The sequence below is a fragment of the Streptomyces sp. NPDC003379 genome (assembly GCF_053589195.1).
Genome location: NZ_JBSFRK010000002.1, coordinates 303,616 through 316,212 on the forward strand (window position 1 = coordinate 303,616; position 12,597 = coordinate 316,212).

Below are 12,597 nucleotides of genomic sequence, written 5' to 3' on the forward strand. Positions count from 1 at the left end.
TAACTCTCCGGAGGCCGGTCCACTCACCCACCGGGGGCCCGCCCACTCACCCCGGATAGACCGGAGCCGACCCCTGCTTCACCACCGTCTGCCACTGCGAACCCGTCGGCAGCCGCACGATCCCGTCGTCCGAGTGCGCCACCAGCGGCTGCTGCTCGCTCTCGGACGCCGCGATCTCCTTGACGCCCGTGAGCCCCGGCAGCGTAGTGCCCGAGAGCACCGATCCGTCGCACTGGACGTACCGCATCTGCTGCACCCCGCCGGACTCCCGCCCGACCACCACGAGGCGGCTGCCACCCGCCCACGACATGGCCGTGACCTCCTCCATCCGCGGCGCGGCCTGCCTGGGGTCGACCACCGATATCCCGGGCCGCTCACCCCTGCCCCGCTCGACCCGGCCGATCCACAGGGACGTCTTGCCGTCCTTCTTCACCAGCAGCGCGATGCGTACGCCGTCGGCCGACACCCGCACCGCCTCGATACGCCCGTCGAGACCGGGCACCTCGACCTGGACCGGTTTGCCCTCACCCCGGCCGAGCCAGAGCAGCCGCGGCCGCTTCGGGTCACGGTCGGCCACCCACAGGTCGCCCCTGCCGTCCCAGCTGGGCGTGGAGAGGCGGTCCTCCTCCGCCTTGGCCTTGCTGCGCACCTGCGCCTTGCCGAGCGTGTCCTCCAGCGTCAACGACCCCGTGTACAGCGACTTCCCGTCGAGCGACACCCCGGCCGCGCGCCTCTCGTCGCGCGAGACCGCCGCCGAGCGCAGCGGCTGGTCGCCGGTGCCGAGGATGCCGTTCACCCGCTCGGGATCGGCGGTACTCCCGGCGTTGGCCGGCATCCGGACCAGGCGGTGCTTCTCGTCGACGAAGTACTGGTAGTCGGGCCGGTCCGCGCTGCGGTGGGCCGCGACGCTCTCGGCGTGGCTCTGGCTCAGGACGCAGAGCATCGAGCCGTTGGAGCGCTGCAAAGTCACCTGCTCGACCCCCGAAGGCGTCAGATCCTGCAACGTGAAGAGCAGTTGCGCCGCCATCTCCCGGCATCTCGTCTGGCTGGCGTCGTCGGCCCTGCTACTCAGCTGTACGGTCAGCCGGTTCTGGTCGTCCGGCGTCAGTGCTTCGCCCGGGTTCTTGAGCCGCGTACCGCCCTGGAACTGCGAGTCCACCACCCGGTCCAGCCAGTCGGTCGGCCCCTCCAGCAGCGCCTTCACCGTCTGCGTCATCGGGTCGATCCGCTGACGTATGTAGATGGGGTCGGCGACGAGCCCCGTCTGGCCATCCGCGCCCGCCCCCGAAGGCCCGGCGAAGTAATACTTGTTGACGGACCGGTAGATGCGCTGGAAGTCCGACTCGCCGAGCACCACACCCGGCGGCGGCTTGTCGATACGCCACTCCTCGCGGCCCGGACCGCCCACCTCACTCAGGTGCACGGACTGGCTGTAGGAGGCGTCCTCGGGGTGGTACGCGTGCTGCTTGTCCACCGTCGCGACCTGCTGGCCGGTCAGGGTGAAACGGCGGCTGCCGTCGGCGTCGTTGCCCGCGTTGCCCGCGTCCGTGTTCGGGCCGTCCGCGAGCACCGTCGTGGACCCTTCCGGGCTCCAGTCCTTCGACGCCTCCTTGGTCAGATACTTGCGCGCCATCGCGAACTGCGGATCATCACTGGTCAGCGCCTCAAGGAAGCCCTGCACGATCTCCATGGGCTGCGCGCCCTCGCGCGGCGGCATCGCGTAGACCCGGACCTGCGACTGGGAGTCCGGCCGCTGCGAGGCGTCGACGGACTTCAGATTTCCGCTGTCGGGCATCGAGGCACAACCGGCCAGGAGAGCCCCGCAACCGCCCAGCAGCAGCCCGGTACGCAGCGGCCGCCTCCGGCGCGCCCCACGGCCGCGCCCATCCCGGTCAGCGCCCACGTGTGCTCTCCCCTTCCCTCGCCGAACCCGTCCCGTACCCGGGCGCCGTGGTCCCTGCGGTCCCTGGCCCACCGCCCCGCGCCACGCCGCTTCCCGGCTCGTCGTTCAGCGGCTCGTCGTCCAACGGCCGACGCGGCACGACCCGTGACCCGCTGCCGGGCAGCGCCGCCGGGTCCACGGTCGCGGTCTGCGCGAGCCGAGGCGCTATCGGCCCCTTCGCGGGCACGGGCGGCGGCACCCGCTCGGAGACCACGGACGTCTGCGCGGGAACGGTCGCGAGCTTGTTCGCACCCCCGAGCGGCAGCCCCGCGTCGTCCAGCCCGCGGTGGCGCCGCGAGTCATCGGGCTCCAGCGGGATCGGCGAACCCCGAAGCGGCTCGTCCGCCGTCCTCGGCAACGTAAGCCTGAACTGCGAGCCGCCGCCCGGCTCGCCCCACGCCTGGAGCCATCCGCCGTGCAGCCGCGCGTCCTCCAGGGCGATGGAGAGCCCGAGCCCCGTACCACCGGTGGTACGCGCGCGTGCCGGGTCCGCCCGCCAGAAGCGGCTGAACACCCGGGCCGCCTCGCCGGGCTTGAGCCCCACGCCGTAGTCCCGCACCGCGACGGCCACCGCGCCGCCCGCGGCCGCGAGCCGCACCACGACGTCCTTGCCCTCGCCGTGCTCCACGGCGTTGACCACGAGGTTGCGCAGCACCCGCTCCACCCGCCGGGCATCGGCCTCGGCGATCACGGGCTGCTGGTCCCCGACGACCCGTATGTGCGTTCCCTTGCGCTCCGCGAGCATCTCCGCGCCGCCGACGACCCTGCGTACGGCCTCACGGAGGTCTATCGCCTCCGCCTCCAGCGCGGCCGCCCCCGCGTCGAACCTGCTGATCTCCAGAAGGTCCGCGAGCAGCGACTCGAACCGGTCCAGCTGATCGGCGAGCAGCTCCGCCGACCGCGCGGTGATCGGATCGAAGTCCACCCGCGCCTCATGAATGACATCGGCGGCCATCCGCACGGTCGTCAACGGCGTACGCAGCTCGTGCGAGACATCGGACACGAACCGCCGCTGCATCCGCGACAACTCCTCCAGCTGCTGGATCTTCAGCTGGAGGTTCTGCGCCATCTTGTTGAACGCCTCACCGAGGCGCGCGATGTCGTCCTCACCGGTCACCTTCATACGTTCCTGAAGGCGCCCGGCGGACAGCCGCTCGGCGATGCCCGCGGCCATCCGCACGGGCGTGACCACCTGGCGCACCACCAGCCAGGCGATGGCACCGAGGAGCACCACGACGAAGAGCCCGGCGGTGGCGAGGGTGGTCCTGACGAGGTTGAGCGACTCCTCCTCCTGCGTCAGCGGGAAGAGGTAGTAGAGCTGGTACGGGTCGCCGTTCAGGTCGTTGAGGCGCTTGCCGATCACCAGGCCCGGCTGCGGCTCACGCCCGTCGTCGTAGACGATGCGCGTATTGGCCTGGAGGACCTCGGAGCCCTTGTCCACCCGGCCCCGCAGCTCCTCCGGCACGCTCAGGATCGGCTCCACGCCACCGGAGGCGCGCGAACCGCGGACACTTCCCGCGTCACTCGTGGACGTCAGCGTCACCACGGCGAACGCGTTCTGCCCGCCGCTGGACAGCTGCTCGACGAGGTCGGACATCCACACGGCGGCGTTCCGCCCGTCGACCGTGCTGCCGTCCGGCCCCTGTCCCTGGCCCTGCTCGGTGCTCTGCCGCGCGGCGTTGACGCTGTCCTGGGCGGCCCGGAAACCTCCGTCGGCCTGGCTCTGCGACGCCTTCACCTTGGCCTTGAGCAGGCCGTTGTTCACCGAACTCATGACGGCGAAGCCCAGCATGAGGACCACGCCGAGCGACATCAGCAGGGTCGTGACGACGACCTTCAGCTGGATGTTGCGCCGCCACAGCCGTACGGCGGGCAGCAGCGGGCGGCGCACCCAGCGTACGAAGAGCCGCAGCACGGGGCTGCCCTGCACTCCGCCCTGCAACAGCAGCCCGCCGTCGACGAGCCGCCCGAACCGGGACGCGCGCCGCGCCGGTCCAGTCCGCTCCGAGCGAGCCCCCGGACCGCCGGGCGCCGAGGAGGAACTGTCCCGGGACACGTCAGCTCGGTCCGGCCTTGTAACCGACGCCCCGGACGGTCACCACGATCTCCGGCCGCTCCGGGTCCCGCTCGACCTTGGAGCGGAGCCGCTGGACGTGGACGTTCACCAGACGGGTGTCCGCCGCGTGCCGATAGCCCCAGACCTGCTCGAGCAGCACCTCACGCGTGAACACCTGCCACGGCTTGCGCGCCAGCGCCACGAGCAGGTCGAACTCCAACGGCGTCAGCGCGATCGACTGCCCGTCCCGCTTCACTGAGTGCCCCGCCACATCGATGACGAGGTCACCTATGGCCAGCTGCTCGGGCGCGGGCTCCTCCGACCTCCGCAGCCGCGCCCGGATACGGGCCACGAGCTCCTTCGGCTTGAACGGCTTGACGATGTAGTCGTCCGCCCCCGACTCCAGACCGACCACCACATCCACGGTGTCGCTCTTGGCGGTGAGCATGACGATCGGCACCCCGGACTCGGCACGGATCAGGCGGCACACCTCGATGCCGTCGCGTCCCGGCAGCATCAAGTCGAGCAGCACAAGATCCGGCTTGGCCTCCCGGAAAGCGGCCAGCGCCTTGTCGCCATCAGCTACGAACGACGGCTCAAAACCTTCACCACGCAGCACAATCCCGAGCATCTCGGCCAGTGCGGTGTCGTCGTCGACGACAAGGACTCGTCCCTTCATGCCTGACATCATCCCATTCTCGTAACAGTGACTGGGCTGCTGGTGAGAGAGGTCACTGACCTGTGACGATAGTCGTATCGGGCCAACACTGTCTGCGGTGATCGCTCCCCGCCGGGGTCGGTAACGGACGCCGGGCGGGACCACCCGTGACACGTCGGCCCGATCCGGGCCCGGCGCCGACACGCTCCCGGCCCCGACCCGGACCCCGGCCTCCGACCCCGGCCTCCGACCCCGGTCCGAGGCCCCCGCGCCTACGGCGACCCCATCCAGGCCGTCATCCCATGGCCACTTGCCGCGACCTGGCACACATCTCGGCAAGGCCCTCCGCCGTCACAGGCGACAGAACGCCCTCCTCCGTCACGATCGCCGTCAGCAACTCCGGCGGCGTCACATCGAACGCCGGGTTGTACGCCTGCGTCCCCAGCGGCGCCACCGGAATCCCTCCTCCCGCCTCCATCCCGATCACCGGCACATGCGGCGCCGTGACCTCCGTCACTTCATGACTCCCACGCTGCTCCACCTCGATGGACGCCCCGTCCGGGGTGCCCGGGTCCACGGTCGTCACCGGCGCCACCACGATGAACGGCACATGGTGATACCGGGCGAGCACCGCGAGCGGATAGCTCCCCACCTTGTTCGCCACCGAACCGTCGGCCGCGATCCGGTCCGCGCCGATCAGCACGGCATCCACCTCCCCGGCCGCGAACAACGAACCTGCCGCGTTGTCCGTGAGCAAGGTGTACGCCATCCCGTTCCGCGCCGCCTCGTACGCGGTGAGCCTGGCCCCCTGCAGCAGCGGCCGCGTCTCGTCCACCCACAGCCGGCGAAGGCTCCCCGCCCGATGCGCCTTGAGCGCCACCGCGAACGCCGTGCCCTCCCCACCGGAGACCAGCGCCCCCGTGTTGCAGTGCGTCAGGATCCGGTGCCCACCGCCCGGCAGCAGCTCGTCGAGCAGTGCCAGACCGTGCGCCGCCATCCTGACGCTGGCCCTGGCGTCCTCGGCGTGCAGCGCCCGCGCCGCCTCCAGCGCCGCAGCGGCCGCCCGCTGACGCCCGGCACCGCCCACCGCCGCCGTGCGGTACGCCGCCTGAGCCCGGCGCGCGCCGTACGCGAGGTTGACCGCGGTGGGCCGCGCCCCCGCCAGCGAGTCCGCCGCCTCGTCCACATCGAACCCACGGGCCGCGGCGAGCGCGACGCCGTACGCCCCCGCGATTCCCAGAAGCGGCGCCCCACGCACCGCGAGCGCGCGGATCGCCTCCACCAGTGCCGGTGCGTCGGTGCACACCAGCTCGATCTCCTCGCCCGGCAGCCTGGTCTGGTCGAGGAGGACCAGGACGGGGCCTTCAGGTGGGTCGTCCCAGCGGATCGCGGGGATCGCCGGGGTCTCGGTCGGCCGTATGTCCTCGCTGGATTGCGCGTACTGATCAGCCATCCGCCCAGTCTGCCCCGTACCCGGCGGACAATTGAAGGTGTTCCGCCCCTACGGCACCCGGTCACCCGGCCGGTGCCCCGTGGCACGATGGCTGGCAACCTGCCGCCGCACCCGCGGACGGGCACCGTGAAGGAGCGACGATGAACGACACTCCGGGCTGGGCTTCGCCCGGATCCGCCCCCTCCGACGGACAGGACTCCGGCAGGCCGGACGCCGCCGAGCCCGCGGACGCCGGCCGGCAGAGCGGCCCGTCCAAGTGGTCCAAGGAGCAGCCGCCGCCCGCCCAGTGGTCCCCGCCCACCAACCCGGGCCAGGGCCAGACCCCACCTCCGCCACCTTCTCCGCCCGGCCAGGGCGGCGGCTGGGGCGGACCACCCTCCGGAGGCCCCGGAGCGCCGGGCGGCCCCGGCACACCCGGCGGCGGCTACCGCGGCTGGGGCTCCTGGCAGGGCCCGCCGCCCGCCGCCAAGCCCGGCGTCATCCCGCTCCGCCCGCTCGGCGTCGGCGAGATCCTCGACGGCGCGGTGTCGACGATGCGCGCCCACTGGCGCACCGTCCTCGGCATCGCCCTGACCGTGGCCGTGCTCACGGAGATCATCGTCGTCCTCCTCCAGGGCCTCGTCCTGAACGAGTCCGTCGACACCGACGCCCTCAACGACCCGAGCGCCACCGTCGGCGAGCTGACCCGCGCCATGGGCGACACCATGCTCAACTCCGGAGTGGTCCTCGTGATCACCCTGCTCGGCACGATCGTCGCCACAGCCCTGCTCACGATGGTCACCAGCCGCGCGGTGCTCGGTAAGCCGGTGACCACCTCGGAGGCATGGCGCGACTCCCGCCCCCAGCTGGCCAGGCTGTTCGGCCTGACCCTGCTCATCCCGCTCATCGGCGCCGCGGTCGTCGCCGTCGGCATCCTGCCCGGCGTCCTGATCGCGGTGGCGGGCTCCTCCGACGCCGGCGCGAGCCTCGCCGTACTCGGCGGCCTCGCCGCGGGCATCGCCGCCGTCTGGCTCATGATCCGCTTCTCGCTCGCCTCCCCGGCGCTCATGCTGGAGAAGCAGGGCGTCAAGAAGTCCCTGATCCGCTCCGCCAAGCTGGTCCGAGGCTCCTGGTGGCGGGTCTTCGGCATCCAGCTGCTCGCCGCCATCATCGCGAACGTCGTGGCGTCGATCATCGTCATCCCGTTCACCTTCATCGCCGGCGCACTCAGCGGCGAAGGCGTCACCAGCTTCCTCAACAGCACCGGAGAACTGGGCTGGACGTTCCTGATCGTCAGCGGCGTCGGCTCCGTGATCGGCTCCATGCTGACGTTCCCGATCACGGCCGGAGTCACCGTGCTCCTCTACATCGACCAGCGGATCCGGCGCGAGGCCCTCGACCTCGAACTCGCCCGCGCCGCCGGCATCCCCCGCCAGGGCACCGGCCCGTCCGGCACACCGGGGAGCTGATGCGGTGACCGCGGCGGGGGCAGCGCTCATGGGGTTCGCAGCGGCACCGCTCCTGCCGCGCACCGGTGACGAGCCACCGGTGACGATCCCACGCGACCCCGCACGTGAGGCGGCCGAGCGCGAACTGTCCAAGCCGATGTACCACGAGAACGACCCCAGCCTCTTCCAGCGCGCCCTGGACCGCTTCTGGGGCTGGGTCGACGCCCTGTTCTCCGCCGCCTCGGGGGCCACCCCGGGCGGCGGCTTCGGCCTCCTCGTCATAGCCCTGGCGGTGGTGCTCCTGTCCGTCGCCCTCTGGTGGCGCCTCGGCACCCCGCACCGGACCCCCGCCTCCGCGCCGGCCCTCTTCGACGACCGCCCCCGCAGCGCCGCCGAACACCGCGCGTCCTCCGAGGCCCACGCCGCCCAGGCCCACTGGAACCAAGCCGTCCAGGAACGCATGCGTGCCATCGTCCGCGCCCTGGAGGAACGCGCCCTTCTGGACCCACGCCCCGGCCGCACCGCCGACGAAGCCGCCGCGGAGGCGGGCCGGACCCTCCCCGCCCACACCGGCCGACTCCGCACAGCCGCCCACGAGTTCGACGACGTCACGTACGGCGGCCGCACCGCCGACGAAGCCGCGTACCTCCGCCTGGCCGGACTCGACCGCGACCTGCAACACACCAAACCGGACCTGACCAGCACCGCCCACACCACAGCGAGCAGCGACAGCGCCCAGGGAGCCGCCGAATGACCGGCTCCCCCCGCGCGGCCGAACCACCCGAGCCCACCGCGCCGCCCACCACCACACAACAGCCCGACACCACGCCCCACCCGGCGCCCGCCCAGCCCGGACCCGCGCCCCTCTCGACCTCGGCCCCGCCCCTCCCGGCCTCCGCGCGGCCCAACACCGCACCCCAACTGGCCTCCGCCCAGCCCGGACCCACGCCCCCTCTCTCCACCTCGCCCACGCCCCCCCGGGCCTCCGCGCGGCCCAACACCGCACCCCAACTGGCCTCCGCCCAGCCCGGACCCGCGCCCCCTCTCTCCACCTCGCCCACGCCCCCCCGGGCCTCCGCGCGGCCCAACGCCGCACCCCAACTGGCCTCCGCCCAGCCCGGACCCGCGCCCCTCTCGACCTCGGCCTCGCCCACGCTCCGCCAGCTCTGGACCCGCTCCCGAGGCATCGTCCTCGCCGTGGTCGTCCTCCTGGTGGCGGCCGTCGCCATCGCCGCGGTCCGCTCCGGCGCCCAGCACGGCCGCCTCGACCCGCGCTCCGCCGACCCCCACGGCAGCCGAGCCGTCGCCGAACTCCTCGCTGACCAAGGCGTGTCGACCCGCGTCGTCACCACCACCGAAGAGGCCAGAGCCGCGGCCGGCCCCGACACAACCCTCCTCGTGGCCGACCCCGACCTGCTCACCGACGGCCAACGCACCCGCCTCCACGCCGCCACCAAGGACTCCGGCGGACGCACCGTCCTCGTCACACCCGGCACCCCGTCGATCGGCGCCCTCGCCCCCGGGGTCACCGCCAACGCCACCCCCAGCGCCCACTCCACCCTCGCCCCCGGCTGCCCCCTCCCGGCCGCCCGCCGAGCCGGCACCGCCGACGTGGGCGGCATCCGCTACGACACCCTCGCGCCGAACGCCGAGCCCTGTTACCTCAGCGACGGCCTGCCCAGCCTTCTGCATCTCCCCGCCCCCCGCGGAAAAGGCGACACCGTCCTCCTCGGCGCCCCCGACATCCTCTACAACGACCGCCTCGACAAGCAGGGCAACGCCTCGCTCGCCCTCCAACTCCTAGGCCGCCACTCCCACTTGGTCTGGTACCTCCCCTCACTCTCCGACGACCAGGCAGCCACCGGATCCGAGCGCCGCGGCTTCTTCGACCTGATCCCCTCCGGCTGGCGCTGGGGCACCCTGCAACTCGCCACCGCCGCCGTGCTCGCCGCCCTGTGGCGCGCCCGCCGCCTCGGCCCCCTCGTCACCGAACGCCTCCCGGTGGCCATCCGCGCCTCAGAGACCGTCGAAGGCCGTGCCCGTCTCTATCGCAGAGCGAACGCCCGCGACCGCGCGGCCACCGCACTGCGCACCGCCACCCGCACCCGCCTCGCCCCCCTCGTCGGCGTATCTCCCGCCCAGGCGCACGCACCCGAGACCCTGATCCCCGCGCTGTCCACGCGCCTTCGCACCCCCGGCCAAGACCCGCACCCCCTCCTCTTCGGACCACCCCCGGCCAACGACGCAGCACTCATCGCCCTCGCCGACCAACTCGACGCCCTCGAAAGAGAGGTACGCCATTCATGATGGACCCGACCACTGACAACGGGCCCACCGGAGATTCCGGCACCAGCTCACGCGCTTCCCTCGAAGCCCTGCGCGCCGAGATCTCCAAGGCCGTGGTCGGCCAGGACCCCGCCGTCACCGGCCTCGTCGTCGCCCTCCTGTGCCGCGGACACGTCCTCCTCGAAGGAGTCCCAGGGGTGGCCAAGACACTGCTGGTCCGCACCCTCGCCGCGAGCCTCGAACTCGACACCAAGCGCGTCCAGTTCACCCCCGACCTCATGCCGAGCGACGTCACGGGCTCCCTCGTCTACGACGCACGCACCACCGAGTTCTCCTTCCAGCCCGGCCCCGTCTTCACGAACCTCCTCCTCGCCGACGAGATCAACCGCACCCCGCCCAAGACCCAGTCCTCGCTCCTCGAAGCGATGGAAGAACGCCAGGTCACGGTCGACGGCACGCCACGCCCGCTCCCCGAGCCCTTCCTCGTGGCGGCCACACAGAACCCCGTGGAGTACGAGGGCACGTACCCCCTCCCCGAAGCCCAACTGGACCGCTTTCTCCTCAAACTGACGGTCCCTCTGCCCTCCCGCCAGGACGAGATCACCGTCGTCACCCGCCACGCCGAGGGTTTCAACCCAAGCGACCTGCGCGCCGCCGGCGTACGCCCCGTAGCGGGCCCCGCCGACCTGGAAGCCGCCCGCGCCGCGGTCGCCAAGACCTCCGTCTCCCCCGAGATCACCGCCTACGTGGTGGACGTGTGCCGCGCGACCCGCGAATCGCCCTCCCTCACCCTCGGCGTCTCCCCCCGAGGCGCCACGGCGCTGCTCTCCACCGCACGCGCCTGGGCCTGGCTGACCGGCCGCGACTACGTCATCCCCGACGACGTGAAGGCCCTCGCCCTGCCCACCCTCCGCCACCGCGTCCAGCTCCGCCCGGAGGCCGAGATGGAGGGCGTCACCGCGGACTCCGTGATCAACGCGATCCTCGCCCACGTCCCGGTCCCCCGCTGATGGCCCTCACCGGACGCGCCGCCCTCCTGGCAGCCCTCGGCACCCTCCCCGTAGGCCTCTGGGACCCCAGCTGGACCGGCATCCTCGCCGTCAACGCCCCCCTGGCCGTGGCCTGCGCCTGCGACTTCGCCCTTGCCGCCCCCGTACGCCGCCTCGGCCTGACCCGCTCCGGCGAAACCTCCGTACGCCTCGGGGAAACCGCCGACGTCGAGCTCACCGTCACCAACCCCTCCGGCCGCCCCCTGCGCGCCGACCTCCGCGACGCCTGGCCCCCCAGCAGCTGGCAGCCCGGCACGGAAGTCGCCGCATCCCGCCACCGCCTGTCGATCCCGGCCGGCGAACGCCGCCGCCTCACGACCCGTCTGCGCCCCACCCGCCGCGGCGACCGCCACTCCGACCGCGTGACCATCCGCTCGTACGGCCCCCTGCGCCTCTTCACCCGTCAGGGCACCCACAGAGTCCCCTGGACCGTGCGCGTCCTGCCACCCTTCGCCAGCCGTAAGCACCTTCCCTCGAAGCTGGCCCGCCTGCGCGAGCTCGACGGCCGCACCAGCGTGCTGACCCGCGGCCAGGGCACCGAGTTCGACAGCCTCCGCGACTACGTCCCCGGCGACGACACCCGCTCCATCGACTGGCGCGCCACAGCCCGCCAGTCCACCGTCGCGATCCGCACCTGGCGCCCGGAACGCGACCGGCACATCCTGCTGGTCCTCGACACCGGCCGCACCTCAGCCGGCCGCGTCGGCGACGCACCCCGCCTCGACGCCTCCATGGACGCCGCGCTGCTCCTGGCAGCCCTGGCTTCCCGCGCCGGTGACCGTGTGGACCTCCTCGCATACGACCGCCGAGTACGCGCCCTGGTCCAGGGCCGCTCAGCAGGCGACGTCCTCCCCTCCCTGGTCAATGCCCTGGCGACCCTGGAGCCCGAACTCATCGAGACGGACGCGCGAGGCCTGACATCGACGGCCCTGCGCACAGCGCCTCGCAGTTCCCTGATCGTGCTGCTCACCAGCCTCGACACGGCTCCCGTCGAAGAGGGCCTGCTTCCCGTACTTTCTCGTCTCACCAAGCACCACAAAGTCCTGGTCGCATCGGTGGCCGACCCCCACATCGAAGAAATGGCGACCGCCCGAGGATCGGTGGAAGCGGTCTATGACGCGGCAGCGGCAGCCCAAGCGAAATCGGAACGACACCGCACGGCGGAAAAACTCACGCGCCACGGCGTCACAGTCGTCAACGCCACCCCGACCAACCTGGCCCCCGCCCTGGCCGACGCATACCTTTCCCTCAAGGCAGCCGGCCGCCTTTAAGAGTTAAGAGAAGACAGAAGAAGGAAGGGGCCCAAACGCAAAAAGGCCTCAGGCCCCGGACATTGTCCGGGGCCTGAGGCCTTTTCAGAATTAGTTCGGCGGCGTCCTACTCTCCCACAGGGTCCCCCCTGCAGTACCATCGGCGCTATGAGGCTTAGCTTCCGGGTTCGGAATGTAACCGGGCGTTTCCCTCATGCTATGACCACCGAAACACTATGAAACTGTCAACCGCACCACACCCGGTGGCCCCGGGCATGGGGTTGTTCGTGGTTTCAGAACCAACACAGTGGACGCGAGCAACTGAGGACAAGCCCTCGGCCTATTAGTACCAGTCACCTCCACCCGTTACCGGGCTTCCAGATCTGGCCTATCAACCCAGTCGTCTACTGGGAGCCTTAACCCCTCAAAGGGGGTGGGAATACTCATCTCGAAGCAGGCTTCCCGCTTAGATGCTT

The 12,597-nt window shown here is 71.9% G+C and carries 9 protein-coding genes and 2 rRNA genes; 5 read left to right on the plus strand and 6 right to left on the minus strand.

What is annotated here, in order from left to right:
- Positions 1-46: 46 nt before the first annotated feature.
- The 4 genes from ACWDVB_RS03885 to mtnA all read right to left on the minus strand — a co-directional run bounded on the left by ACWDVB_RS03885 (position 47) and on the right by mtnA (position 6,109).
- Positions 47-1,795: an LpqB family beta-propeller domain-containing protein gene (locus ACWDVB_RS03885; RefSeq protein WP_451517760.1), complete on the minus strand. Its 1,749-nt coding sequence runs from the start codon at positions 1,793-1,795 to the stop codon at positions 47-49.
- 97 nt (positions 1,796-1,892) lie between these two features.
- Complete coding sequence (gene mtrB, locus ACWDVB_RS03890) at positions 1,893-3,998, minus strand: MtrAB system histidine kinase MtrB (protein ID WP_451517759.1); 2,106 nt, start codon at positions 3,996-3,998, stop codon at positions 1,893-1,895.
- 1 nt (position 3,999) lies between these two features.
- Complete coding sequence (mtrA, locus tag ACWDVB_RS03895) at positions 4,000-4,689, minus strand: two-component system response regulator MtrA (RefSeq protein WP_189176211.1); 690 nt, start codon at positions 4,687-4,689, stop codon at positions 4,000-4,002.
- Between the two features lie 262 nt (positions 4,690-4,951).
- Positions 4,952-6,109, minus strand: coding sequence for an S-methyl-5-thioribose-1-phosphate isomerase (gene mtnA / locus ACWDVB_RS03900; protein ID WP_451517758.1), 1,158 nt, complete (start codon positions 6,107-6,109; stop codon positions 4,952-4,954).
- 140 nt (positions 6,110-6,249) lie between these two features.
- Between mtnA and ACWDVB_RS03905 the strand changes: the two genes are divergently transcribed.
- The 5 genes from ACWDVB_RS03905 (at position 6,250) to ACWDVB_RS03925 (ending at position 12,142) form a co-directional block, all read left to right on the plus strand.
- Positions 6,250-7,557: a hypothetical protein gene (locus tag ACWDVB_RS03905; protein WP_451517757.1), complete on the plus strand. Its 1,308-nt coding sequence runs from the start codon at positions 6,250-6,252 to the stop codon at positions 7,555-7,557.
- A gap of 28 nt (positions 7,558-7,585) precedes the next feature.
- Positions 7,586-8,290, plus strand: a complete 705-nt coding sequence (locus tag ACWDVB_RS03910) for a DUF4129 domain-containing protein (RefSeq protein WP_451517756.1) — start codon at positions 7,586-7,588, stop codon at positions 8,288-8,290.
- A 347-nt stretch (positions 8,291-8,637) separates the two neighbouring features.
- Positions 8,638-9,843, plus strand: a complete 1,206-nt coding sequence (locus ACWDVB_RS03915) for a DUF4350 domain-containing protein (protein WP_451517803.1) — start codon at positions 8,638-8,640, stop codon at positions 9,841-9,843.
- A complete protein-coding gene (locus ACWDVB_RS03920) occupies positions 9,843-10,832 on the plus strand; it encodes an AAA family ATPase (RefSeq protein WP_451517755.1) in 990 nt (329 codons plus the stop codon). Before ACWDVB_RS03915 ends, ACWDVB_RS03920 begins: the two co-directional genes overlap by 1 nt.
- Positions 10,832-12,142 (plus strand): DUF58 domain-containing protein, encoded by a 1,311-nt coding sequence (locus tag ACWDVB_RS03925; RefSeq protein ID WP_451517754.1) that lies wholly within the window; start codon positions 10,832-10,834, stop codon positions 12,140-12,142. The genes ACWDVB_RS03920 and ACWDVB_RS03925 overlap by 1 nt, the downstream gene beginning before the upstream one ends.
- 93 nt (positions 12,143-12,235) lie before the next feature.
- On the opposite strand, the gene rrf is transcribed toward ACWDVB_RS03925, so the two are convergent.
- Both rrf and ACWDVB_RS03935 read right to left on the minus strand, forming a co-directional pair.
- A 5S ribosomal RNA gene (gene rrf, locus ACWDVB_RS03930) occupies positions 12,236-12,352 on the minus strand.
- Positions 12,353-12,444: 92 nt separating this feature from the next.
- Positions 12,445-12,597 (minus strand): 23S ribosomal RNA (locus ACWDVB_RS03935); the annotation flags it as partial.